A 25,273-nucleotide genomic window follows, 5' to 3' on the forward strand; every position below is an offset into this window, starting at 1 on the left:
GGGCAGCTGCGGCGCCGGGGTGCTGTGTTTTCCCTCGTGGCTCGCCTTGCTCGTCCCGTGAAGGCAGTGAGTACAGGGGATCAGCGGAGCTGATCCGGATCTGGCGCTGAAGACCATCCTCGTCGCGTCAGGAGTCGAGCCATGAACTGCCCGAAATGCGCCATCGACATGGAATCGAACGCCCACGGCGTCCGCGCCAGCCAGAAGGCCGAGAAGGTCACGCACACGTGCTCCGGATGCGGCTACAGCGAGACGCGCTGACCATAGCTTCTTCGCCCTTCCATTCCTAGTCTGCTGCGATCTCGAAGGAAACCACGCCGATGAACACGCTCCAGACGATGCCCGTCTTGCCTGTCATTCTCATCGTCTTCGCCGCTGTCCTCGCGACGATGGGACTCGCCTTCCTCCTGCCGGACCTGATCGGACGGAAGCCGCAGGCCAAGAACCACAGCGGCAAGACCGAGCAGCGCGTCCGGCCCGCCGTCGGCAGCTACGTCCTCCTCGCCGAGCCCAGCGGCTACCTCGAATACGGGTTCGGTGCAGCTCCCGGAAGCATCGGCATCATCGTCCGGCATTCTCAGGGCGGCGTTGACGACACCACGGTGTTCGTCCACTGGCTGACGAAGCCGGACGACCTCGTGCACCAGGACCTCGCCGCCCTGAAGGCCGCACGCATCTACGGCGTGCGCTACGAGCTCCACGAGCTCGCCTTCTTCGAACCCACGCTGGCTGTCCGGACCAAACACTGACCAAGGAGTACTGACCACCATGAGTTTCCTCAGCCGCATCGGCTTCATCGAGACCGAAGAACAGGAGCGGGCCCGGCTGGCCCAGGCCCCCGAAGGCTCACTGAACCACTACCTGTCCACCCTGCCCGTGACCATCGAAGGCTGGCCCAAAGACCTGGTCGTCGAGCTGCCCTGGCCCCAGCCGCGCACCGATCAGTCGTACCGCGTCGTCGTGGTGCCGATCGAGTTCCGGAAGGACGCTCTGCCCGACGGCGTCGAGGAAGAGCCCGTGCCACGTAAGCGCCACTCCGGCTCCTGGATGTGCGCCGTGGTGTTCTCGACCCACCCGAGCTGCGCGGCTGGCGGCTTCCGTGTCGACGTCCCGGCCGCCGAGATCGCCCGCGGCCGAAAGGTCGACCTCGCTGGGGCCCTGGCCCAGGCCTGACCCCACGAGCGCAACGCATCCGCACCATCAGCCCCGCAGGTATCACGCCGTGCCGGGGCTCCTTGTCCTCGTGGCGCTGCGCTCTGTTCCCTGACCCCACGCCCGTCAACACCACCCAGCAGAAAGCGAGTTCCGCCACGTCCACAGTCGGTGAAGAGCAGAAGATCGACGCCGTTCACCGGCTGGGCGTGATGTCCGAGCGGCACCCCGAGCTGAAGCGCCGCGTGGCGGAGGCCCGGCTCGAACTCATCGAAGCGGAACGAAGGTTTGAACCATCGCTCAGTCTCAGACATCCGCCTTCGACGTCGCCGAGTACATCCTGCAGAAGCATGCGCAGAGCCCGACCTGCCGGCGGTGACCGCGATGAAGCTCCAGAAGCTCGAGCCCTCTTTCCGGAAGCGATCCAAGCCTGGGCCTCCGGACCCGTCTGTCCTGCGCTCTACGAGCTGCACCAGGGCCACTTCGAGATCGAGGTCGGCTTCGTAGCCAAGCGGCTGCGCGTGCGCATCAACGTCGAAACCACCTGGCCACGCTCAGAATGAGAGAGACCCAGCACCATGCACAACATCCCCCACCGGCTACACCACCGGCCCCAGCCTGGACACCGCAAGCGTCTGGGGCGCCTACCAGCGGCGCGTGGCCGACCTCACCGCCGAGACCCGCTGAACCCGCGACCGCCCGCCCCTCCACTGGCGGCCGGCCCCCGCCGCGCGACCGACCGGCGTGCGGTTCAACCCCCGAGAGGACCACGGCAGATGAGCACCACGGCCGAGACCCGCACCTGTCTGCACTGCGCCCGCGAAATCGAGTACATCGAGGCCGACGGACAAGGCGCCTGGTACGACTCGTCCAACCGGACCGGGTGCGTGGACGGTGAGCAGCCGCACGCCCCGGAGCCGCTGTGCGGCTCGTGCCAGGACTACGGCCTGATCGAGATCTGCCACGCGTCCACGGACGGCCTGATCGGGCACCGGCCGTGCGACGACCCCGCGTGCATCGGCAGGAGGGAGAAGGCCGCAGCGCGGGCGGCCGAGAAGCACACCGGCGAAATGGTGATTGGGTCCGAGGAGTTCGGCCCGCAAGTGTGCGCGAAATGCGGCTGGGGCGGCTACACCCCCGTTCCCGGCCTGTACGCGCAGGGACGGCCGGTCTACGTGTGCACCGCTACCGGCTGCGGCTACAGGGCCGACGTCTCCGCGTTCGAGCTGGGCGACGGTGAGCGCCTGGCCGTGCACGACGGCCGCCTCTACCTCGTCCGCCCCTACGACGGCGCCCCGTTCTAAGCATCACAGCCCCCGCCGCAGACGGTGTGCAGCCCGATCGGGTCGGGCTGGGGAGCACTCAGACCCACCAGCCACCAACCCTCGGGAGGAACCCCGCATGTCCCGCACCTTCGACACCGTCTCGCCCGCCGTCGGCGACCTCGTCCACCACACCACCGACGAGCCGTGGGACAAGCCCGGCACGATCACCCGCCTCTACGAGGAAGACGGCGACCCCTGGGCCACCGTCGAATGGCCCGCCCCCCGGAAACGTCGCCTTCGCCAACGACTACGCCCTCGATGAACTCCTGCCCGCCAACTGACCCACCACCGATCACGACAGCAACCCGAGAGAGGAACCCGAGAAGATCATGAGCGCCGAGCGGGCTCAGCCCAAGTACAGCCGGGACGGCAACGGCTACGTCTTCCAGTACCGCTACAAGGGAGCGACCGGTGTGGACACCACACGGTCCGTCCGCGTCGCCAAGATCAACTCATCGGAGTGGCAGGCGTCCGACTACTACAGCGACAACCCCTTCGAGGGCACGGTTGAGGCGACCCGTGCCAAGTCCGCTCACGCGGCGATGGACGCCATCGACAGGGAAGTCGAGGAAGAGAAAGCCATGCTCCAGGTCGCCGCCGAGGAGAAGCCGGCCGACGGCATGGCGAGCACGGCCGTGAACATCCCGGACATCACCGGGCCGTCCCCGCTCGTACCCCAGGTCCTCGGCGGCAGCCTGCCGCCGGTCAAGGTCACCCGAACCGTACAACCGGTCCCGGCGCCTCAGGCGAACGTGTTGCCGCACCTGCGCCCCGCCGACCAGGCCCAGCAGGACGAGGCGTGGCGTCGGCGTGAGGCGGTTGAGGGCGCGGTGGTGGGCCGGTGGGAGAACGGCACGAAGGGCAGCCTCCCCAAAGACGCCGACATGAGGACGTCCGCGCCGCCCTCCGCGTCCTCGGCGGCACCCAGAAGCACCACATGTCGTTGAAGCTGGCGCTCCTGCGCGACGAGTACGACGAGACCGAGCCCTCCACCTACGACGAGAACGAGGCCCGCGGCGCGTGGGTCGTCCCCGCCGGTCAGCCCGGCATGGTGAAGATCTACGCACTCCTCGCAGGCAAGCACACGCGTTTCGCGCACCGCTACCCCCACCTCTCCAAGGGCGCCGCGCATCTCCAGGAAGCGACCTGGACGGTGGAGAAGAAGATCTACGCCGACCGGTTCCACGAAGCCGGATGGTTCGTCGAACAGGACCACACCCTGTGCGTGGTCGCCTGGGCCCCCGGCAGCACCGGCGCACCCACCGGCACCACCGTCCAGACCACGAAGGCCGCCGCCGAGACCGGCCCCCCGATGCCCGCCGCACCGGCCGAGGCGACGGGCGAGCCGGAGCCGTCACAGGCCGGATCATCGAGCCTGCTGGGCGGCTCGCTGCGCGAGCACGCCTACTCCGGCCACATACACATCTTCGAGGCCGCCGTACGGCTGGAGGACTTCCGCCGCCACCGCGACCGGCAGTACCTCGCCCCCGCCGCACACATCGCCCGCCACGCCGCCGCCACCTTCCACGCTCGCATGGGCGACGGCAGCGAACTCACCTGGGACCTCGTCACCCGCTACCTCGTGGATATCCGCTCACACTTCTACAGCGCCGACCGCGACAGGTCGTTCGACCCGAACCCGCCGGCCGGGGACATGTTCGCCCGCGAACCCGCGACCCACCTGCCCGACCTGTGCCCTGAAGGCCACAACGCGGTCATGAACGCCGCCCGCCACCTCGACTACGCCGCACAGAAGAAGGACAGCGCGGCGGCCGACTGGGCGGACCGTCAGGCATGGCTGGCGGCCGACCACTTCCGTGACGCGCTCGCCAACGGAAGCCGGAAAACGTGGGTGATGATCTGCCGCTACGCGGCCGAGCTGCACACCGCCACCCTGGCCGCACGCCGTGAACACCGGCGCGGAACCAGCGACTGAACCCCCGAAACGTGCCGGGGCCGTCACCGGCCCCGATCTTGGCCCTGCCCGGCCGCCGAAGCGCGCGCAAAAGAGCCGGGCGGACGCAACTCATGCACGACCGATGCTAGGAGAGGATTCCCACGATATGAGCAGCAAGGCCCGCAGCGTCGTCCGGGAGACCGCCAAGCCCGAATACACCCAGTACACGCCGACCAACGGCAAGAAGCCCGACGGCGCCGACTTCGGCGTTGACGGCTGGCTGTTCGCGCTGCCCGGTGAGACGCTCGGCGGGGTCCGGTTCCCGCAGGCCATGTACGCCGCCTTTCAGGTGAGCGAGCGCGGCGCGCTGTTCTGGAGGGTGCGGGAGGTGGGGGGCGAGCGCAGGCAGGTCGGATCCGACAGCACGACGCGCAAGGGCGCGCTCGCACTCGCGGTGAACGCGGTTGCCCAGCAGCGGGAGAAGACCGCTGCCGCGCCCGAGACGGCCGCGCCGGCAACTCGCGACCAGGGCACCCGTGCGCGCGGCGCCGCGTGGCGCATGGCCGCCGAGGGCGGCGAGCGTTCCCAGGTGTCGGCCACCATGGACGAGCGGCTGGAGCGCATGCGAGCGGGCCAACTCGCCGCCCTGCCGACCGTCGCGGAAATCCGCATGGCGTACCCGCTCGCCGGTGGGGGTGCCACGCTGCGGCTGATGACCGCCGAGGGCAGCACGGCGGAACGCCACATGATCCCGCTCACGGAGCGGGGCGCGGCCGGGCGGGAGAACGACCCCGCCGGGATCTACCTGGACGCAATCACCGACGGCGCGAACACGGAGGGGCTGAAGATCGCCGCCGGGTGGCACCTGATGCGGCTTGGCTTCAACTACGCGCGCGGCGCGGCCTGGACGCCGTACACCGGCAGCGCGAGCAGCGAGGCGCAATGGGAGGAGTGGGCGCCGATGCTGCCCGAGGGGCACCGGTGGCCACACACGGTGCGCGTCGCCATCACGGCGACGGCCGAACACCTCGCCTACATCGACCGCGCGTACGGTCCCGCGCCGGAACTGCCGGACCTTCCCGCCGGTGTGAGCGCGCACCCGTCCGGCCCGCGTTCATGGCAGATCTGCTACGCCAACCGCCGGTTCTGGCAGCTCTCCTACTGGCCCCGGATGGGCGGCGACGTGTGGACCCTGTACGCCGACCCGGCCCGTACCAAGTCCCTCGCCAGGGCCGCGAGCCCCGGAGAACTCCTCGCCACCATCCCCGCCCGTGACGCCGAAGCGCAGGCCCGCGCGGCGGCCCGTAAGGGCTACTGAGACGTTAGGACACCGATGGTCACCGTCGAATTCACCCCGAAGGACATCCCCGCCTTGCGCCGGGCCGCGAAGTTCCTGCGCCGCACGGAACTGAACCTGCCGGACACGGCCGACTCCAAGACCCACGACGCCATCCTCATCTCCGCTCTGCGGCTGGACGACCAGGCCGACGAGCTGGGCGGGCAGGCACCGGATCCGACCGTGAACGGGACCCGGCGCCCGATCTTCAACCAACTCGTCGCCCCCGAGGCCGGCGGGCCCATGTTCCACGAGGAGGCGAATGCGCTCCTCGACGCCCACGAGGACGCGGTCCGGGCCGCCGCCGCGGTGGGCGGGCTCCGCCTCCAGGGCGCGATGCTCGCCCTGCACCCGAAGACGGCCAACCCCCGGCACGGGTGCTGCGCGACACCGAAGGTCTGCAAGGGGACGCACCGGCCGGAGTGCCGGAGCAGCGAGCACACGATCGGCGGTCAGGTGCCGTGGCCGTGCAAGTCGCTGCGCGCCGTCGGGATCCGCACCGACGCCGACGCTGACGCCGTACGCCAGGCCTTAGCCAAGCTGGAGCGGGATGCCGGGCCTGACGGCTACCCGAGCCGGAAGAAGGCGCACCGCAGCTACTCCGTACACGCCACCAGGCAGATGGACAGCGGCATCGGCGACACCGGCGCGTGCGGCACGTACTTCCCGCAGGACACGGAGAGCAGCCTCGAGGCCCCCGGCACCGACGTGTCGTGCCAGGCCTGCGTGAAGGCACTCCTCAGCAAGCGCGAGGAGGCCGAGGCCGCGGCCGCCGCAGAGGCCACGCACCACTGCACCCTGCCACCGAACCGGTTCCTGCCCTGCGGCTGCTGCCCGCACCAGGTCTGCGAGAACTGTGAGCGCTGCGCCCACACGTGCGCGTGCGGCACCGGCGGCACCCCCGTCCAGCCCGCCGGGGCCGCCGGTGAGTTGTGCCCCAACGGCCAGCCCCGCCCGGAGTGCTCCGAGATCGACCCATGCGAGCCCTGCTGGCAGGACCAGCAGGAGTAGTGCGACGCGATCGAGGCCAGCACGGGCCTGCGCTGAACCCCGCCCCACGGCCTGCGCCGACCGGCGGGGGCGGAACCGTTGGCCTGCTCTCGCAGAACGGGCGCGGTGCGCCACGCCGGGGCGCACCACGCCGCAAGGACAGCGCCGTAACGCCCCCGCCCCCCGTGCAGGCCGACCCGAACGGCCGGCCGCCCGCCGGTTCCTTGAACTCCGTAGAACCCCCGCCTGCTGAGCATCACGCTCGCTGGGCGGGGGTCTCTCTTTGTCTGATCAGCCGAGCTGATCCGGTCTGGTCTTCGAAAGATCACGTCCAGCGCCAGGAGTACAACCATGAGCCAGCCCCTCGAACCCACTGATCCCCGACAGACGGAGCACATGCGCTGCGACTGCGTTCCGGACATGGGGCCCGCGCACTGCCACCTGTGCTCCGAGATGACGGGGCGAGACGAGGTCTACCCGGGACCGCACTGTCCGACGCGCGCCGTCGAGGCCGCCAAGGTCGCCTTCGAGGTGGCGGCGGGCTACGAGCACGCTGCGCCCGTGGTCCTGCACGCCCGCGAGTTCGCTGATGTTCATGGCGCAGTGAGCGCCGCGTTGCACGCACGCGCAGAACAGATGCCGGAGCTGCCGCGGCACACGATGCCCATTGCGGCGAGCTACGGCATCCGTGGCGCACACGCGGAGCTCAATGGCGTGACGTTCCCGTCTGCTGCAGGACTCACCACCGCCGTGATCACCATCCGCACGGCCTCCCCGATCGACCGGCTGACGCTGATTCCCGTGATCAGCCAGATCTCCCATGAAGTCGAGAGCACAGCCGAGGAGCAGGACGATGCCTACATCGCCGAGAAGATCTATATCATCGAGGAAGGACCCAGTGCATGAACGCCACCACCAGCACCGCGGGTTCGACGTGGCGCGACCGCGCCACCAAGACGATCGGCCGGGTGCTCCTCACCCTCATGATCGCGACGAACGTGATCGTCCTCGCACCGGCGGCAGTCTTCTGCGTCATGACCAGTCAGTACACGCCGATCATCATCAGCATCGCCTTCAGCGGCGTGTCCTGGTGGATCCTCCTGCGTACCCTTCGGGCTCTTGCCGAGAAGCGCCGCGCGAGGAAAGCACTCATGAGCGCGGCCCAGAACTGAAACCGCAGTCCAGATTCGATCCGAAAGAAGCACAGCGCCATGAGCACCAGCACCATCAGCACGAACGATCTTGCGAACCTTCACATCGGCGACAATGTCGTCGTCAAGAACCTAGACGAGAACACCGGGGAGGCCATCTGCACGACCGCCGTCCTCGACTGACGCGACGTCCCCACCATTTCCGGCTGGCGAGGTCGCGAGGCGAAGACCTTGGTCCGGCTGGGCAGCGGCTTCTGGTACGACCTCGCCACAGGGCTCCAGGACGACTCGGGGGCCACGCGCATCGAACGATGTGCCTGACGAGCAGCACAGCCAAGACCCCCGCAGGGACCCCGGCGGGGGTCTTCCCTTTTCGCACGCTCAGCCCCGGCTTCTCACTCCGAATCATTCGGGCTGTGCAATCCCTGCCGAAATGCCTTTCGGGCGATATGGCCTTTCATCGACAGGCGGTTCCGAATGGTGTGGCAGGGAGACGAGTTGGAGGGAGAGAGAGTCGGATGAGACGCGGGCAGTGCGCTGCAAAGCAGCGCCGGAGGTCGCACTGTCGAATCCATTACATCGTCCCGGGGGGACCTCCATGCCCGAGCGCACCGAGCACGCCTTGCTCTACATCAAGTATGTCGACACCCTCGCCGAGCAGGGTGTCGCCGCAGTCGAAGGCGCGATCTCCGGCATCAGTCTGAGGATCCTGGCGCGAGCTCTGCCTGACGGTCGGACGTCCGTCGCCGTCTCGCTCTACCGGCGCGTGCACCGCATGCGCGCCTCGGGCAAGGCATTCCACTACTGGACCTCCGAGAAGCTCACGTCGATGGCCCGCACGAAGAAGGACCTCGTCGTCCTGCGCGAGATCGACCGCCGCACCGGCAAGTCCACCACCCGCCATGTCTTCTCGGAGACCGTGGTCGAGTACTGGATCCACGAGCTGTCCGGGACACTGCTGCAGTGGATGCACAACAACCCGCAGGCCCGCCGGCTCGAAGGACCGGAGCCCGAAGGAGTCCACAACGCCGTGGACCAGGCGATCGCCGCGATCCGCGAACACATCGGCGAGCTGCCGAACTGGAACGACCGCTTCCCGATGCTCAAGGACGACTGGCAGCATCGTCCGGCCGCCTACCTGCCCTATCTCGATGCCCACGACCATGCGCAGGTCGCGAAGAACCTCTTCGGCGTGCGCGCCTACCGTCGGCCGCTGGCCCGCGAGGTGGAGCGTCTGGACATCAGCACCCTGAACTGGTTCGCCATGTTCCGCGGGCTGGTGCCCGTGGACTGGCTCATCGACGCAATGCGCACCACGAAAACAGCCGGCGACCACGGCCTGATGCACGAGCCGTCACTCTCATCACTGCAGCGGCGAGGCATCCGCTCGATCCTGCGCCGGACTCCACAGCCGGTGTTGCGACGGATCCTCAAGGAGCCCGTGCACCAGGCGCGGCGCACGCTGGCCGATGCAGCCGACTGCACGGCTCACCGTTTGGCCGTCACCCGTGACCTCGACCTCCTTCCGGAGATCATCGCTGCCCGCGGGCAGCGCCGGGTCCGCGGCTCCCGTGACCTCGAGCACCTGGTCCGGGACCTGCCCGCAATCGAGCGCTGGTACGACCCCCGGGGCCGCACGGCCCAGCGCGTCATGCAGGAGGAGATCGTCGCCTTTTGGGAGATGGAGCACTACAACCACGAGATCCGGCTGCTGCCCGAGGGTACGGCCCAGGTCGCTGACTGGGACCTCTGGAAGGACGAGGCGTTCCGCACGCAGGCGTTGGGTCTCATCGAGGACCGTCGGCTCGAGCTGATGGTCGCCCGCGATCGTGAGCGCTACGAACGGGAGGAGGCCCGCCGCCTTGAGCGGATCGCGAAGCAGGCCCAGCGCCATCAATGGGCCCTGCAGACAGCCGCACTGCTGGATGGCCGGGAAGCAGCCCCCGGTCTGAGCCTCGTTGTCGCCCGTGATGCCGAGACGCTCTCCCGCTGGGGTGCGATGCTCAACAACTGCATCGGCGGGTACGCCGGCGAGCTGGAGCTGGACGTGTTCGCCGCGGTCTGTAAAGCGGACGGCCGCGTGCGTCTGAACCTGCAGATCACGCAGTCGCATGGCGTAGAGCAGATTCTCGGGAGGTACAACCGCAACGCCGTGCGCGAGCTCGGCGAAGCGGCCCAGCAGGTCGTCGACGGGCTGATCGCCATGGGAGTCGGCTTCCACCCGGATGCTCTGGGCTTGGACGGGCTGCGACTGCCCCAGAGGACTCACTGACGCCAAATCTTCACAAGGACCCCGGCCTGATGCTCCGGCATCAGGCCGGGGTTGATCTCTTCACCCGGAATGCCGGAGGAACACATGGACTGCAGGGAATCTCTCTTCTGTGCTTCTACTGGTCTGTGATCAGCACAGCTGATCCGGGAGACGACTCGCACGTATGAGCCCACGAGACGTCAGGAGCGACCACCGTGGCCCAATACAGTCAGCTGCCGATGTTCACCGACACCCTCGGATTCCTCTCGAACTTCGACAAGACGCCCTTCTTCGCCCCGTCGCTGGGACGCGAAGCTGCCTCCGGTGAACACGCATTCAACGCGCTGAAGACCCTCGATCCCGCTGAGCAGAACCACGTGCTCAGTGCTCCGACTCCCGGCGAAAGCAAGAGGCGGGGCCGCCGGGTGACGCTGCGCCCCGGCTGGAACACCGGAATGCGCGTCTGGGCCATGCAGCGTGTACTCATGGCCAAGTTCGCTGTCCCCGGCCTGAGCCAGCGGCTCGTCGCCACCGGTGACCTGATGCTCGTCGAGACGAATCACTGGCATGACCAGTTCTGGGGCTCGTGCTTCTGTCCGAAGCACGAGCAGGTCCCAGGCACGAACATGCTCGGCGAGTTGCTGATGGCCATTCGCGCACACCACAGCTGACGGTCAGTTGTCACACCGGAAGCCCTCCCCGGCAGAGCATCATGCTCCGCTGCGGGAGGGCTTCATTTTCACCTTCTTCGGCCTAGTTGTCCCTGACGGGGTATACGCGACCGTCAGCGGAGCGGTACAGAGTCCCGGCCTCGATCAGCGGCAGCACCCGCGCGGTGCTGACCATACGTCCCGCGTGCGCGAACCTGTCGCCCTCGCGCTGCCACAGCAGGCCAGCGGCGGCAATCTCGATGGTCTCGGCATCGGTGCTCGGGGCTGCGGTGGGTATGAACTCGAGGGAGGCCCGAAGGGTCTCGCCGCCGTCGGCCTGGTCGTCGCCCTCGTCGGGAGTGACGTCGTCGCCCACGAACATGACAGCGTCGAGTACCCACGCGCGGGCCTCGGACATCGCCTTGAGTTCGGTTCGGTCCCCCTTGCCGTCGAGCGTGCCGCCCGTGGAGAACTCCCAGCCTTCCGGCGTCCACTTCCACAGCATCCGTACGACCCGGCCGCGCTCCTCGTTCACGTCGTGGACTTGCACGACGGCCGCACTCGCGGGGTGGACCAGGGTGCGCGATGTCCACCGGCCGGACTTCTCGGCCTGGGAGATCAGCGCGACCGCTTCCGCCGGGAGCCGCTTGGACTCCTCACCGAGGTGGGCCGCCTTCTCCTCGGCCATCGCCTTCTCGGCCTTCTCGGCCTCCTCGTCCACCGGGGTTTCCCCCGGCCAGTACTGACGGGCGGACAGCAGCCGGTACGGCTGCCCCTTCACGTCGTCGTGGGCGGCGTCGGTCTCAGGCTCGGTGACGGTGCCGGCCTTCATCACCCGGAACCACAGGCGATGAGCCCGCTCCCCGTGCTCCGTGAGGCCGAAGGCGCGCACGCCAGGCGCCACAGCGAACACTTTCACGTACCCGGCCGACCACAGCGCCGAGACACGGCCCCGCTTGATACGGGCCGACACGTCGTCACGGTCCGGGCTGACGTCGTACGCCTTGAACCCTTCACGGGTCTCCCTGACCTTGCCCTCACGCATCCAGCCCAGCACCCGCCACTGGGCGCGGGAGAAGTTCAACGCGGCGGCCGTCTCGATCTCCTGCGGTGTGACCACGCTCGCATCACGGCGCGCGTGGTCGTCGGCGTGCAGCCGAGCGGCGAGCTCGGCGTCGGCCCGGTTGTCGAACTGCATGGCCGCGCTCTCGTATTCGGCTCCGTCGCCGAACTTGTCCACCCACACTGTCACGGGGGCGTGCCGGGTGCACTCGACACCCCAACGGGTCTCCGCCAGGTCGAACGCGGCGGCTCGGGCGAACGCCTCACCAACGGCCATCGGAACGGCGTCGTTACCGTCGTCGGTCGCGGACGGCTCGGGGGTGGAGGTAGCGACCGGGGCGGCCACCGGCTCACCGTCGGCGTGCCTGCGGACGATGTCCCGGATGTCTTCAACGCAGAGCTCGCCGTCGATCACGGACGGGCTGCCAATCCGGTCGCCGTTCGGGGCGACGATCACCCACGGCCACACCTCACGGTCCTCATGAACCACCGTGTACACCTCGCCGCGCGCGGTCGCGTGCCACAGGCCGTCAGTGATCCGCTTGACCGTGATCCGCCACTTACCCGCCATGCTCCCGAGTCCTTCCGTGGCGTTGCCGTTCTGCTGTGTGTTCGTGCTGCCTGCCGGGAGAGCAGGGAAGTCGGCGATCCCCCGCGCTGCCAGTTCCCGGCACTCCCCGCACCTCCATTCCATCGGCCACACCCCCCGGCAGCACCGGCGCGGCGCGGTGCGCTCGGCCTCCCGTGTCGCCTCGCGGCGGGCCTCCCGGCGGTCCCGGATCCCCGCCCGCCGCATCAGCGCCTCGGTGCGCTTGCGCGTCTTCTCCGCCTCGACGGCCGCCCGCTCCGCGCCCTTCCGGGCGACGGCCAGGCGGCGGCGTTCCTCACCGCCGCCGGGGAGCACCGGCAAGGCGTGCGCGTCCTGCCCGGCGTGGCTGTCCCACTGGCGGGCGCGGCGGGCCTTGCGAACGGACGCCATGACGCCGGCCTCATCTCGCAGCACGCCCGGCCCGGCAGCCTCGGCAAGCCTGAGCACCTCGTGTCCGTCCTCCGTCGCCACGACCAGGCCCGAGGAGTGATGCGCGAGGTATCCGCAGCGGGCGAGCAGCCGCACCCGCTCCCCCTTGACCCGTCGCCCCGTACGACCGCCCGCGTCCACCGCGCGGAACCCGGAACCGTCGGCCTTCAGGCCACCGGCTGCGGCCAGGCGGACCGTCGCCACGAACGCGGCGCACCAGCCGAGAGCGGCCATGGTGCGGACGGTGTCGTACGGCGCCGCCACCTGCCCCCCAACAGGCAGAGCCAGCCGGGCGGGAGTATCCGCAACCGGGGCCGCGTCGCTTTCCGCCACCCCCGAGCCAGCGAGTCCGGCGAGGATAGCGACAGCCGTACCGACGGCCTCGTTCCCCCGTTCCGCCTCTTCGGCGGCGACGTCGTCACCGGCCGCCGCCTCCGACTGCCTGGCGTCGCCGCCGCTGTAGTGGGACACGGCCGCCTCAGCCACAACCAGCTCCGCCGCCGTACACTGCGCCAAGTCACCGGACGCGCCTGGAGCACCGACGACCTCAGCGACCATGACGGCCGCCCGCTGCCGCTGCTCCTCGGCCAGCTCACGGACCGACAGGGAAGTGATCCGCTCGCACTCCGCGACGCGCGCCGCCTCGGCCGTCTCCTCGGCCGCCGTCTCCTGCTCGGCGAGCAGGGCGGCCACCTCGCGCGTATAGTGCCGAATGAGCTTCCGGCCGTCGGCCGTGCCGTGGGCGTGCCCGATGATCGGCGGGGTGCCCACCGACCCGTCGCGAACCGGCGTCATGTCGTACACGGTGTTGGGCGGCGTCTCCTGCCCCACACCGACCGGATCCCTGGGCTTGCGGTCGATGGCGTACACCCGGCCGCCGCACTCCCACTCGCCCTTACGGCTGCCCGGCCTGACGGACGAACCCTTCGGCTGACGCACCCCACGGGGAGCAAGCTCGATCGCCGCCGTACGGGCGTCCACCGCCTCACGCGCCCACAGCGACGACACATCAGCCGCCACGACCACGGCACAGACGGCCGCGCGGTCGCGCGGAACCTCGGCCGCCGGGGTCGGCTCCACCGGCTTGCAGGTGGCGTGCCACTCCGAACCGTCCGCCACCGTCAACCCGCACCCCTGGCAGTGCGAGACAACCGGCGCGGCCTCCACCGGGATGCGCCAGCCGGCGCACGCCTCGGCGCCGTCGGCAGAAGACAACAGCACCCCCCGCGACCACTGGTCACGGCCGACCGTGGCGCGGAGCCCGGCCGCCTTCAGCATGCCGTTGATCATCCAGTCGGTGGCGTTCACCAGGGCTCCGACGTGCGCGCGGTCGCCGTCGACCACGGGCGCAGTCGGCGCGTGGACGGCGCCGCACGCGCACACCAGGCGCAGCCCGGCACCCCACGGCTTGAAGTCCGTCACCTCCACAGCGACGGCCGCCGGACGCTCCCCGGCGGGCAGCGCGGCGCACGCGGCGTGCCGGTCCTCCTCCGCGTTCGCGGCATCCGCGAACGCGCACCCGTACAGGTTCAGCGTCTCTTCACGGCCGGACTCGGCACGGGCTGCGACATCCTCCATGCGCGCACACTCGGCCACGTAGTCAGACAGGGCGCCCGCCTTGCGGTAGATCTCTGCCGACTCCGCATAGTAGGCGGCGTCCTGCTTGGCACGGTTCACGTGGTCGTACGCCTCCTCACAGGAACGGACGGCCGACCACACGTCCTCCGCGAGCGCGTCACCCTCCCGAACCCGGCCCCCGCACGCCTGCGCCCGCTCCACATCACCGGCGGCGAGCACCACCGCCTCACGCACACGAACGCGGGCCGTCGTCAGCCGCTCCACAGCCGCCGCCCACTCGGCCGCCGCACGGCCGGACTCCGCGCGCTCCGCGCGGGCGTCATCGCGCCCGGCCAGACCGGAACGGTCGGCCGCCGCCCGCGCGTTCGCCCGTTCGCCCGCGTAGTACGCATCCCAGTACAGGCCGTTGTGGAAGTCCCGAACGCCCTTGTACGCGGCCTGAGCGGTCTCGAGCGCCGCCCACTCGGCAGGCGCGTGCTCGGCAAGCCGGGTCGGCTCCCCGAAGCTGACGTGCGGGTACCTGGACCAATCGGCGAGGTGCTTACGGTCATTGCCGGTACCGAACCCCTGGGGGTTCTTCCGGACGGCCGCCGCCGCCTTCCGCAGCGCCTCTGCGCCGCGCCCCGCGATCCGGTCGACCACTGCCAGCGTGAATGCCACGGCGGTGGCGTCGACACGGTCACCGGCCATCAGCGAGGCGGACGTGTACCGAGACGGGAAGTGAACCGACCGGTCCGAGTGCTTCGACTTCCCCCAGGCGTCGTACTGCGCCACGAACGACCGCGACGGGTCACCATGCCCGGCGTGCTTCACACCGTCGTGATCGGTGTAGCCGTCGAACCATCCGCACCAGTCGCGCGAGGAGTCCTCAAACATCACGATCAACCCGGCGTACCCGCGCGCCGATGGCTCACGGCCCGACTCGGCCAGCCGCCTGCGCCACTGGGCCTCCTGGGCGTTCAGCCGTTCCTGCGCCTCCTCGATGATGGGAGCGGCGAGAGCATCCCGCTCTGCGCGCGCCACGGCGTCCGCGACCGCTTTGCCGGCTTCCATGACGTGCTGCCCGGCCAGCACGATCGCACGCCGCCACGACGCGCACCCTCGCGCGTCGTCGCCGTTGGTCTCGGCCAGCCACGCCCGCGCCGCTTCCACGGCGTTGGCGGCCGACCGCTGTGCCGTCTTGGCCTCCATGCAGGCGGCGGAGGCGAGCTCGACCGCCCGGGCACCCGTGGCCGTGGAGCCGTCGAGGGCGTCGAACGTGTCCCGCGCGTCGCGCAGCGCGGCACTGACCTTGTCCGCGGCCTCGTCCATCTGCCGGACCCACTCCGCGGCGTCGCGCCCCCACACCGTCCGGCCCGTGGCTTCCTGCTCTCGCGATACGACGTGCACGGCCCTGACGGACTCACGCACAGCCTTGAACCCGCCGGTCGAAGCGGACGTCACGAACGTGCCCGTCGACTCGTTCCACGCGCAGACGTGCTCTGTCTCCTCAACCCCGGCGCGCACCATCACGAGCCCGGAGAGCACCACGGCACGCACCCACAGGCAGCCGGTCCAACGGCGCTCGGCGCGTACATCCCAACCCAGCTCCGACGCCTCGCGCACGAGGGCGCCCGCGTTCTTGGGCATGTCTTCCAGAGCGGCCATCGCCGCTTCGGCACCGATGGCTGCGGCACATCCGCCGCAACGTCCAGAGCGGACTTCCCTGCGCTCGCACGCCGGGCACGACTCGGCTGCCGACTCCTTCCCGCGCCATGCCGAAGCGTCGTCGCTCTCGGCGTCAGAAGGATCGGTTCGTTCTTGCATAGTCGTCATCGCTGCACCTCCAGAGCATCAGCGGACTCTTCGGTGGTCTCCTGCGGCGACGCGATGAGCAACCGCTGTGATCCACGGACGGACTGGCCCAGCCTGCGCTTCCGGCTCCAACCGCCCAGGACATGAGCGGGAGCGGGCCACGTATCGACAGTCTCCAGCGTGAGGACGTTGCGACGGCGCACCACCGCGGGGATGTGCAGCAGGGGCAGATGGACGTAGATCATGTACACCGCCTGTGGCGCTATGTCCTCCGCCGTCACGTGCAACTGCGTCTGCGGATTCAGGCTGTGCTCGAACATCACCTGCGACAGGGCGACGATGAACGCGCCCGCGCCGCAGGTGGGTTCATACAGACCGGCGAATCCGTCCCTCTGCACCTGCTCGACCACCGAGTCGACCTGCATCTCGGCCATCAGCCGGGCGATGTCGTAGCGCGTGGAGTACTGGCCGAGCCGCTCGTTGCCGAGCTCCAGCTCCATGCAGAGGCGGCCGAGCACGTCACAGGGCTCGCGCTCCATCTCCGTGGTCACCAGAGCCAGGGCGTGCGCGAAGCGGTACAGCTCTGTTCTGCTGCAGCCGCCGGCGATCTGGAGGTACTGCCCTTCGCGCGCTTCCCAGGCATCGCTCCCGCGGATGTCCACGGCGTTGCGCAAAGCCGGCACCACCATCTCGACGAAGTTGTCGAAGACCTCGCTCATCCGCTTCGAGCCGGTGTTCGCCGCCAGCAGCTTCACGATCTCGCAGTAGCCGCTCATACGCTCGGGACCACAATGGCCGGAGCCTCGCGGGTCCGGACGGCCCGGATCGAAAGGAAAGACGTGCAGGTCCCAGGAACCTTGAGCACCGGGCCGCAGGAACCTGTACGGGCGTACATGAGTCATACGGTGCCCTCGGCTGTCGTGGCTGATTCCGCAGGAGGCTGTGAGTCGTCCTTCTTGGCCTGCTCGGCGAGGATCTGTTTCACCTGCCAGGCCGGTGCCCGTGTTGCCAGGGCGATGTCACGCCGCGTGGTATGCCGCAGAGCCAGGGCGTGCACCGCTGCGCGCAGGGCCTGTTCGCGTGCGTCGTCGGCGGCCCGGAGCGTCTCCAGCTCCGGTGTCACCGGGATGAGCGTGACCTCTGCCTTCACGCCGACGAGTTCGAGCCCCTCCACGGCGTTCGCCTCAGTTGCTCGTAGCGTCCACCCATGTGCGTACACTCCGTGCTCGGCAAGGCGCGTCACCCAGGTCCGGCCGCGCCGGTGGGCCCGGCCCATGACCGTCTCGCTCACTCCACGCTCCTCAAGTCCTCGATGACCTGCTGGACGAGTGCTTCCGGGACCGGCGCGGGCAGGACGATCTGCCGGTTCCCGATCCGGTACAGCGTGTGCGTGGCGCTGCTGCTTACCGCGGTGACGGTGAACCCGAGCCGGGAGGCCTCGGCCCGGATCCGCAGCAGCGGGCCGCCTTCGACGCCCGCGCGCAGTCCCGCGGTGACCTCCTGTGCCTGCATCCACTCCTGAAGGCTCACTACCGGTTTGTGCACGACCTTCGGCGACCACACCCACTGGGAAATGGGGTTGCGCCGCGAGACCCCGGCACGGCCGGTGCGGTTCGCACGCCGGTTGTACACCTGATAACCGGTCAGCTTCGGGTTCGCGACCAGCCCCTCGACCCTGCTGAAGGTCCACTCACCCTCGATCGGGTACCGGCCGGGCTCCGCCTGGAGGATCGCGACGATGTCCGCGCCCTTCAGATGCTCCTCGCGCCGGAGGCGGCACAGCTCCCGGGCGGCCTCGAACCGGCGCTCGTCGGGGTGCGGAACGAGCTTCTTCTTCGGCCGCATCTCCCCGAACCGGCCCTGCCCCCGAACCGGGGCATCCTCGTCGACCACCGCGACGTAGGGGTAGGGAGGGTAGCCGTGGTTCCATCCGTTGATCGCATGCTGGAACTGGCCGCCCATCGACATCTCGATCATCGTCGCGCGATAGATCTCCGCCTCGGCTTGCCCGTACCTGCGGGTGCGCAGCCGGCCGGACTCGGTGCCGCCCGTGGGCTCGTTGGCGTAGATCACCTCTGCCCCGAGGCGCTCCAGTTCGTGCTCGACTGTGAGGCTGGTCAGCATGGCGCGCGCCACACGGTCGGACCTCTCGGCCAGGACATGCGTGATGCCTATCTGCTCTGCGCGGTCCACGAGATCCTGGAGGCCGCCGTCCCGGGGCGTTGGGACGCCGAGCCCGTCGTACATCTCCTGCGGTCCCAGGCTCCTCAAATGCGCGGGCAACATCCCGGACTCGACATCCCAGAAGTGCGCCATGAACTCTTCACCGGGGTCGAGGCGTTCGGCGGCAAGGACGACCTGACGTGGGATGGACGAAGCGGGAAGCTGCCGGTCCTTGGTGGAGACACGGCCGAGGAACACCGCGCGTCGGGGACGCGCGTCGGTCTGCCGGTAGTTCGGCAGATGGCTGAGGTCGACAGGCGGGGCGAACGGATTGTTCATGATGTTCCTACGGACTCGGAGCGGACAGTGGTCCCGTGCCGCGGAGCTGGAAAAGCGGGCCCGTCGAGCCGAAGCCGCGTGCGATGCGGGCCGATGGTTCGCGCGTACTTGTGGCAGCCGCCGTGGTGCAGTGCCGCTGCCCCGACCTCCTCGAGCGCCCGAGCGAGCCAGCATGTGCCGTCTTCCTCGGCCCGGCGGGCGGTGGCTCCGAGTGCGATGAGGCGTCGTTCGACTGCCGCGTGGCCGGTCTCGTCTCGGCGGACCTTGGCTGCTGCGCGGTCGTGGAGGACTGAACCGTCGGGCAGTACAACCAGACGCCGGGCGCGGGTACGGCCGAGGTAGGCGAAGCCCTGACCGTGGCCGTAGACGTGGCCGATGTGTCCCGGCATCACGTACAACGGGCCATCGGCCGTGATCCTGACCCGCGCGACGGGATCGGCGTGCGCGACGATCCCTCGGATTCCCTTGGTGGCGGCGTCCCGGAATGCCCTCGCGCAGGCCCAGGATTCGCCGTTCGAAGCCACTGAGTCAAGAAGGCACATTCGCGAGAGCTCAAGCGATTCCTTGAGCGGGACCAGGTCCGGGAACACATTGAGGACGGCGGTGTTCATCGGAACCCCGAGGGCGAGCACCCCGACCAGGCGGCCGCCTTCGGGCTCGCCGGGCCCAGGGGGCTGGTCGACGCGCTGGAGACCGTAGGCGAGCCGTACGACCGGCCAGCTCGCACTGTAGTGATGGGCGACAGTGAAGCTCTTCGCCGGAGCCTCCGGGATCCGGACGACACGGTGCGCCTCCGGGTCGAAGCCGCCGTCCCGGGTCCGTCTCCACGTCGGCAGCCGGTGGTTCCAGCGCTGGCACCAGGCATCGGCCCCTGGCTGCTGCAGTTCGATTCGCTTGGCGAGGACTAAGTCACCCCACTCCCCGTATGGGCCTTCCGGCCGCGTCCTTCGAGGAGTCTCAGGTACACCGCTCATCACACCGCTTCCTTGGCGCGCTTGCCCCCGGTCTTCGCGGCGAGGGCCTGCTGCTCGACGTGGCGTGCCGCGATGTACAGGCCCTCGCGGTTCAGGTGCCGCGAGTAGCTGGAGTCGAGGTAGAGCACGGGCACGTCGCCCGCGGCCTTCAGCAGCGCCGGGTGCAGCAGGTGCTTGATCGGGCCCGAGCCGCCGCCGTAGACGTAGACGACCTCGGTCGTCGCGCCAGCCTGGGAGAGGACGTCGCCGAAGGAGGAGACGATCTCGGCGACCAGGTAGCTGGCCTCGTCCTCGACGAAGCCGGAGGCGCGCTGGTGACGGTTCCTCACCAGCACGGACGGCTCCGCGTGGAGGAAGTCCGCCAGCTGCTTGCGCGAGGAGAACTGCAGCGTGGCGTCCGACTCGCTCATGCGCTCCATGGCGTTCATCAGCGCGGTGCCGTAGCCCTCGTCGAGCGTGGCGGCCGCCTCGGCGTTGAACCGCCCGTCGGTGAAGACCGGGAAGTTCACGGTGCCTTCGCCGACGTCGACGCCGATGGTGTGTTGGACCGCCACCAGGTCGGAAGCAGAGACACCCTCGACGATGGACGCGTCACGGGTGCGCAGATCATCGAGAAGAGCCTGGGCCAGCGGCTCGCCCTTGTCGGTGATGGCGAACTGCGCGGAGGCACCCTCGGCCATCACCTGGACGTCGACGAACTGCAGGCGCACCGAGACCGGGGTGCTGAAGTTCTTGATCGTCACCAGGTGCACCGTGGGGTCGGAGCTGCCCAGCGGGCCGATGAACTCGGCGGCGTAGGCGTGGCGGCGCGCGACGAACTCGGAGATCGGCAGCGCCAGGCCGGCACGCACGTGCACGCGCAGCTCGTGATCGGGCAGCGCGCCGTTCTCGCGGACGTGGTCGCGCAGGGCCTTCGCGGCGATGACACCCAGCACCAGGACCTTGCTCAGCTCCTGATCGGCCTTGGAGTGCTTGCCCAGCACCTCGAACTCGGTGAACTTCGAGCCACGCACAGACAGCGCTGCGCGTCCGAAGATCCGGCGGTCCGACGCCGCCACCAGCGGAGTGGTGAGCGAGCAGTCGATCTGGTTGTAGAAGTCGCCGGCCAGCACGGAGGCCGCATCCGCGTCGGGGAGCGGCACCTTCGGCGAGGTGCGAGAGGTCGAGACGACCGCGCTGGGCAGATCGATCTCGTCGAAAATCCCCTGCTTCGTGTTCTGGATGACGCCCTTGACGTAGCCGTTGCCGACGTCGATGCCGCCGGTGAGAGTGATGGTGTCGTTGCTGTTGGCGCTCATGAATTCGGTCCCTCGGTGTCTGTGTTGTCTGCCTGGAAAATGAAATTCACCGCGTCATTCAGCGCCGGGTACTCGCCATGATTTCGTCGATGGATGCCTGCTTCGGCGGCTCCGGCGGCTCCGGCGGCTCCGGCGGTGCGCTGGGGGCGCGTGCCGCGGACTGCTCAGCCGTCTCAACCGGTGCGGGAACCGCCTCGGGCTGGGCTGCCGGCCCTGGTGCTGTCTTCTTGTTGACGACGGCGTCGGCCTGGTCGGTGATCACGGGCTGCGGCTGAACCGGCCTGGCGGCCGGACCGCGCTCGGTGACCGCCTCGTCGTCCTCGCGTAGCTCGGTGCTCTCCAGCGGCGGCCGGCCGCGACGAGGCAGCTGCTCGACGGGCTTGTAGAAGACGTCGACGTATCCGTCGCGCTGAATGGACTCCCGAATGAGCAGTCGCAGCGACTGCGAGATGTCCGCCTGCTTATTGAGCCACTCGATCACCGAGGTGTCGGCAGCGGGCACGGTCCAGCGGACCTTGCGAGGTTCACCCGACTGGCTCGCCATGGCGCTCACCTCGCTCCGCCACTCGCCCCTGCACTTCACCCGGCCGTTCGTCGGATGTCTCTCGCTCCGTCACATGGACTCACCGCCCCTCGCGTTTCCTCTCGGATGCGAGTTCACTCTAGTGTCCCTATCGAGTCCCATGCAAGTCCCATTCGATACGTCAGTAAGGTGTCATGCGAGTCCCTATCGAGTGCCGACGGGGACACTTGCGGGACACCTCGGCGTCTCCACCTGTGGCGACCGCGCGCAGGCTGCCGAAGCCGTGCGCCGGTTCACCCCACGGGCGGCCCCATGGGTGCTCACGCGGGACACCTCTGAGACGTACGCCGTACCGGCAGTGATCCACGAAGGCCTCATCGGATTACCTGCGGCGTCCCGTTGGCGTCCCGTCTGTGTCTCTGGGGATGTGCCACGCGGCATCCTGCATAGGCGAGTCCTCAAAGAGCACCGAGGGTGACGTCGGGGCAGCGCGGTCGGAGCGCGGTCGAGACACCAGGGGGGGCATGTACGGGGCCTTGAGGAGCCCTCTGCAACCATTCGGCGTCTTATCGACGTCCCTGTCGTGTCTCGGGAGTGTCCCGATGAGTTACCTATGAGACACGGACGAGACGTCGTCTCACGGCTGTCACGTGGGGCCAGGAAGCCTGACTGCACCCCCTTGACTCGGCCCGCCGACGGGCGTGCGGACCAGCCGCGGACAGCCGGCGGAGCGAGACCGGTACCGCCGACGGCGTGCCACTGGAGCAGTGCTGTTGCAACGGTCGGTGCAGGAGCGTCATCGGCTCGCTCGATGGGCGGACTGGGGGCGTGTCCGTCAGCTCAGAGCTGCTGCTCCTTGATGCCGGCGACTTATCACCCAGTGTCCGCGTCCGGGCGCCGCAACTCTGCTGCCAACTCCTCGCGAGTGAAGCCGATCGACTGGTCGCAGGTGCCGGGGTGGCCCTCGATGAGCAAACACGCGTCAGAGACAACGATCTTCTGACACGCCGGCGCGATCCGCAGCTCCCGTCGACCCTCGTCGTCCCAGAGCAGCCACCACAGCACGAGCCCTCCAGGCTCGGTGTACTGCATCTGAGCGCACGCTGTGTGCTGCACATCGGGCCCGTGCCCACCGAAGTCGCAACCGAGCGGCTCGGCATCGACCTCGAAGTCCGCGCCGGGCAATGCGTTCAGGGCATGCACCTCGTCGTCAGCCAGCGCCACTTCTGCTGAGCAAGGCATGGGCATGGGGTCCTCCGACTCCAAATCGAGTGGCAGTGTCACTCTTCAGGCCCGGCAGACACCGAAAACGGCAATGAATCTTGGAAGTGCGATGGCGACCTGCCTCACGGTGGCCTGTGAGGTCTTCGGGAGGGTTGCCGCAGCTGGCACAGCGTGATGGTGCAAGGCCGGCTGAGGCGAGCAGTGGAGCAGAGCGATCCACAACCGAGGCGACAGCGTCGCGAGAGGACGGATCCGCTGCGCGGCGAAGGCTGTGACACCCACGGCAGCAGAGCCAAGAACCGGGGGCTGCGCCCCCGTCGGGAGCAGACCCGTACCCCCACCTCGCTCGTGCCTCACGAGAGCGAATCAGCGTGGGGGTACGGCCGTATCACGGACGGCAAAACAGCAGTACACCCAAAAGGCGTGATGACCAGGGGAAACAGCCAGCCCCGTACCCCCGCTGCGCGGAAAAGGGGGAGGGGTACGGGTCAAGAGGGTACGGACCGTTTCTCCTGATGTTCCAGGCTTCCGCTAACGCTCCAGCCGTGGAACAGCGAGGACGACGACAAGGAAGCCAAAAGGGCATAAGGGAACCTGATAACACGTGTCCTGCGGACCCTCGCTTCGCTCGGCCTCTCCGCTGCGCTCCGAGGACGTGTTAGTCGGCATAGCCGCCGGGTTCCACCGCTCGCTTCGCTCGCCGGTCCGTCGGTCGCTGGCGCTCCCTCCGGCTATGCCCAGCGCTGCGCTTGAGTGCCGGTGAGCCAACGCGCTCGTCGCCCGGTACCCGCAGAGCAGACCGCCCTCCGGGCGCACCGGAAGAGTCACAAGCTCCGACCCCGAGAAAGTGCTGACGGCTCAAGCCAGCAGAGCTGGCACGGGGACGATGCAGGCGCCTGAAGCCAACGCCGGGGCCGCCCGATACGGGCGCGGCAATACGGCGAGGAGCCATTGGTACAGATCTTCGACAAGGTCGCCCTCGACCACGCCGGTGAGACCGTCTGCGCCGTCCATGTCGAGGGATCAGTCGAGGTCACTTCGGGGTCCGCGTGACGCCCCTGTGCGAGACCGTCGGGGTCACCGCTTCGATCGACGACGTGTGAGTCTCGACAAGCTTGAGAGCCGCACCCGACCACGCCCCACTGACAGGCAAATCATTGCCCGAATAATTTCCGAAAGGATCCCGATGAACCACTCGATCCGCGTCGTGAACAAGCGCACCTCGGACTACGACGTCTACATCGGCCGCGGCTCGGTGTGGGGCAACCCCTTCCGGCTCGCACCCGGGCACACCGACGTCGATCGAGCCCGTGTCATCGCGCAGTATGAGGCGCATCTCCTCGCAAGCCCGGAGCTCCTGCGTCGGTTGCCCGAGCTGCGCGGCAAGCGGATCGCCTGCTTCTGAGCCCCGAAGCCGTGCCACGGCGACGTGCTCAAGAAGTACGCCGAGGCGCTCGACGAGCGAACCGGAGCGCAGTACTCACACGCCCTCATCGTTACCGGTTCCCGTAGCTGGAACGAAGAGAAGAGCATGCGTGAGACGTTCAACGACGCCTGGCGCGGCTGGGGAGCGGAGAACGTCATCCGGCCGGTGCTCATCTCGGGGCATTGCCCCGAGGGTGCCGACGCCATGGCCGAGCGCCTGTGGCGGGCCGGCGGCTTCGAGATCCGCACCTTCCCCGCCGCCTGGTCGGCTCATGGGAAGCGGGCCGGCTTCCAGCGCAACCAGGAGATGGTCGACACCGCCCAGGTTTTCCGCGAGGCCGGGGCTCAGGTGCTGTGCACGGCCTTCCTCGACCTCTGCCGGAAGCCCGGATGCCCGCAGCGAGACCAGGAGCAGCTCATGCCACATACGCCGGGGCACTTCTCGCACGGCACCATCCACTGCAGGTCTCGCGCGCGAGCCGCGGGGATCGAGACGGCCACCGTGATCCATCCGTCGCTGCCACCGTTCTGAGACGCACGAAGGGCCCTGTAGCTGCAGGGCCCTTCAAGGACGGATGGGGGGAGTCGGCCGGGAGAGCGAACACCAGGGTCGGCGCTACTTGCTCCGATCGATGTCGTGCGCCTCGCCATAGGCCTTCATGAGCTTCTTAGGGATGCGTCCGCGCTCTGCGACTTCGTGACCCGCCTGCTTGGCCCACTCGCGGATTTTCTCGCGCTCCTCGGCAGTCGTCTCAGGCACGACTCGCTTCTTGGGTGCCGCCTTTCCGGCTTTCCGGCTGACCTTCAAGTACGGCTTCAGTGCTTCCTCAAGCTTTTTCCGCTCCTCGGCAGTGAGATCCACCTCGTACCAGGTGTCACCGAGGCCGAACGTAGCTGTCGCTGCATCCGGCTTACCACTGAGATCTGACTCGACAACGCTTCGAGTGGCCATATCGGCGACAGTAGCCGATACGCAAGGACTCTGGAAAGCCTGTCATGGCCATTCGGGATAAGCGTGTCATTCGAAGCCCGAATGAGGCCGAAAATGCTGCTAAATGAGCAGGATTGATGGGTGATGCTGCTAAAATCGCAGTATTGCCGGGGTTGTCGCACGCCCCGTTCG

General features: G+C 68.7%; 25 protein-coding genes. 16 read left to right on the forward strand and 9 right to left on the reverse strand.

The window, feature by feature from the left end; translation table 11 throughout:
• The first annotated feature begins 347 nt into the window (after positions 1–347).
• The 14 genes from AB0P17_RS29340 to AB0P17_RS29405 all read left to right on the forward strand — a co-directional run bounded on the left by AB0P17_RS29340 (position 348) and on the right by AB0P17_RS29405 (position 10,773).
• Positions 348–749, forward strand: a complete 402-nt coding sequence (locus tag AB0P17_RS29340) for a hypothetical protein (RefSeq protein WP_365815353.1) — start codon at positions 348–350, stop codon at positions 747–749.
• Positions 750–768: 19 nt separating this feature from the next.
• The gene (locus tag AB0P17_RS29345; protein ID WP_365815355.1) at positions 769–1,173 is read left to right on the forward strand and encodes a hypothetical protein; all 405 of its coding nucleotides are present in this window, start codon (positions 769–771) and stop codon (positions 1,171–1,173) included.
• 62 nt (positions 1,174–1,235) lie between these two features.
• Positions 1,236–1,715: a hypothetical protein gene (locus AB0P17_RS29350; protein WP_365815357.1), complete on the forward strand. Its 480-nt coding sequence runs from the start codon at positions 1,236–1,238 to the stop codon at positions 1,713–1,715.
• A gap of 213 nt (positions 1,716–1,928) precedes the next feature.
• A complete protein-coding gene (locus AB0P17_RS29355; protein WP_365815359.1) occupies positions 1,929–2,456 on the forward strand; it encodes a hypothetical protein in 528 nt (175 codons plus the stop codon).
• 97 nt (positions 2,457–2,553) lie between these two features.
• Positions 2,554–2,739, forward strand: coding sequence for a hypothetical protein (locus tag AB0P17_RS29360; RefSeq protein WP_365815361.1), 186 nt, complete (start codon positions 2,554–2,556; stop codon positions 2,737–2,739).
• A 67-nt stretch (positions 2,740–2,806) separates the two neighbouring features.
• Positions 2,807–3,424 (forward strand): hypothetical protein, encoded by a 618-nt coding sequence (locus AB0P17_RS29365; RefSeq protein ID WP_365815363.1) that lies wholly within the window; start codon positions 2,807–2,809, stop codon positions 3,422–3,424.
• Positions 3,415–4,413 (forward strand): hypothetical protein, encoded by a 999-nt coding sequence (locus AB0P17_RS29370; protein ID WP_365815365.1) that lies wholly within the window; start codon positions 3,415–3,417, stop codon positions 4,411–4,413. The genes AB0P17_RS29365 and AB0P17_RS29370 overlap by 10 nt, the downstream gene beginning before the upstream one ends.
• A 127-nt stretch (positions 4,414–4,540) precedes the next feature.
• Entirely contained in the window at positions 4,541–5,692 is a 1,152-nt protein-coding gene (locus tag AB0P17_RS29375; protein ID WP_365815367.1) for a hypothetical protein, read from the forward strand.
• A gap of 15 nt (positions 5,693–5,707) precedes the next feature.
• The gene (locus tag AB0P17_RS29380; protein WP_365815369.1) at positions 5,708–6,721 is read left to right on the forward strand and encodes a hypothetical protein; all 1,014 of its coding nucleotides are present in this window, start codon (positions 5,708–5,710) and stop codon (positions 6,719–6,721) included.
• Between the two features lie 330 nt (positions 6,722–7,051).
• Entirely contained in the window at positions 7,052–7,606 is a 555-nt protein-coding gene (locus AB0P17_RS29385) for a hypothetical protein (RefSeq protein ID WP_365815371.1), read from the forward strand.
• Positions 7,603–7,872: a hypothetical protein gene (locus AB0P17_RS29390; RefSeq protein WP_365815373.1), complete on the forward strand. Its 270-nt coding sequence runs from the start codon at positions 7,603–7,605 to the stop codon at positions 7,870–7,872. Before AB0P17_RS29385 ends, AB0P17_RS29390 begins: the two co-directional genes overlap by 4 nt.
• Positions 7,873–7,911: 39 nt before the next feature.
• Positions 7,912–8,034, forward strand: coding sequence for a hypothetical protein (locus AB0P17_RS29395; protein ID WP_365815375.1), 123 nt, complete (start codon positions 7,912–7,914; stop codon positions 8,032–8,034).
• A 415-nt stretch (positions 8,035–8,449) separates the two neighbouring features.
• Complete coding sequence (locus AB0P17_RS29400; RefSeq protein ID WP_365815377.1) at positions 8,450–10,123, forward strand: hypothetical protein; 1,674 nt, start codon at positions 8,450–8,452, stop codon at positions 10,121–10,123.
• Positions 10,124–10,341: 218 nt separating this feature from the next.
• Positions 10,342–10,773 carry an NADAR family protein gene (locus tag AB0P17_RS29405; protein WP_365815379.1) on the forward strand — a complete coding sequence of 144 codons (432 nt, stop codon included), beginning with the start codon at positions 10,342–10,344 and terminating at the stop codon, positions 10,771–10,773.
• A gap of 82 nt (positions 10,774–10,855) precedes the next feature.
• Here the strand turns inward: AB0P17_RS29405 and AB0P17_RS29410 are convergent, their stop codons facing one another.
• The 8 genes from AB0P17_RS29410 to AB0P17_RS29445 all read right to left on the reverse strand — a co-directional run bounded on the left by AB0P17_RS29410 (position 10,856) and on the right by AB0P17_RS29445 (position 22,725).
• The gene (locus AB0P17_RS29410; RefSeq protein WP_365815381.1) at positions 10,856–16,057 is read right to left on the reverse strand and encodes a hypothetical protein; all 5,202 of its coding nucleotides are present in this window, start codon (positions 16,055–16,057) and stop codon (positions 10,856–10,858) included.
• A gap of 164 nt (positions 16,058–16,221) precedes the next feature.
• Complete coding sequence (locus tag AB0P17_RS29415) at positions 16,222–16,959, reverse strand: SAM-dependent DNA methyltransferase (protein ID WP_365815383.1); 738 nt, start codon at positions 16,957–16,959, stop codon at positions 16,222–16,224.
• A 143-nt stretch (positions 16,960–17,102) separates the two neighbouring features.
• Positions 17,103–17,495 (reverse strand): hypothetical protein, encoded by a 393-nt coding sequence (locus tag AB0P17_RS29420; RefSeq protein ID WP_365815385.1) that lies wholly within the window; start codon positions 17,493–17,495, stop codon positions 17,103–17,105.
• The gene (locus AB0P17_RS29425; protein WP_365815387.1) at positions 17,492–18,706 is read right to left on the reverse strand and encodes a recombinase family protein; all 1,215 of its coding nucleotides are present in this window, start codon (positions 18,704–18,706) and stop codon (positions 17,492–17,494) included. Before AB0P17_RS29425 ends, AB0P17_RS29420 begins: the two co-directional genes overlap by 4 nt.
• A complete protein-coding gene (locus AB0P17_RS29430) occupies positions 18,703–19,317 on the reverse strand; it encodes a hypothetical protein (protein ID WP_365815389.1) in 615 nt (204 codons plus the stop codon). The genes AB0P17_RS29425 and AB0P17_RS29430 overlap by 4 nt, the downstream gene beginning before the upstream one ends.
• Before the next feature lie 362 nt (positions 19,318–19,679).
• Positions 19,680–20,978: a ParM/StbA family protein gene (locus AB0P17_RS29435; protein WP_365815391.1), complete on the reverse strand. Its 1,299-nt coding sequence runs from the start codon at positions 20,976–20,978 to the stop codon at positions 19,680–19,682.
• Between the two features lie 58 nt (positions 20,979–21,036).
• Positions 21,037–21,522, reverse strand: coding sequence for a hypothetical protein (locus AB0P17_RS29440; protein ID WP_365815393.1), 486 nt, complete (start codon positions 21,520–21,522; stop codon positions 21,037–21,039).
• Between the two features lie 852 nt (positions 21,523–22,374).
• Entirely contained in the window at positions 22,375–22,725 is a 351-nt protein-coding gene (locus tag AB0P17_RS29445) for a hypothetical protein (RefSeq protein WP_365815395.1), read from the reverse strand.
• Between the two features lie 1,186 nt (positions 22,726–23,911).
• On the opposite strand from AB0P17_RS29445, the gene AB0P17_RS29450 reads away from it, so the two are divergent.
• Positions 23,912–24,130, forward strand: a complete 219-nt coding sequence (locus AB0P17_RS29450; protein WP_365815397.1) for a DUF4326 domain-containing protein — start codon at positions 23,912–23,914, stop codon at positions 24,128–24,130.
• 24 nt (positions 24,131–24,154) lie between these two features.
• On the forward strand, positions 24,155–24,682 hold the full coding sequence (locus AB0P17_RS29455) for an SLOG family protein (RefSeq protein ID WP_365815398.1): 528 nt from the start codon (positions 24,155–24,157) through the stop codon (positions 24,680–24,682).
• A gap of 84 nt (positions 24,683–24,766) precedes the next feature.
• On the opposite strand, the gene AB0P17_RS29460 is transcribed toward AB0P17_RS29455, so the two are convergent.
• Positions 24,767–25,102, reverse strand: coding sequence for an Lsr2 family protein (locus tag AB0P17_RS29460; RefSeq protein ID WP_365815400.1), 336 nt, complete (start codon positions 25,100–25,102; stop codon positions 24,767–24,769).
• Positions 25,103–25,273: the final 171 nt, after the last annotated feature.

The sequence above is a fragment of the Streptomyces sp. NPDC088124 genome, assembly GCF_040685895.1.
Classification (GTDB): Bacteria; Actinomycetota; Actinomycetes; order Streptomycetales; family Streptomycetaceae; genus Streptomyces.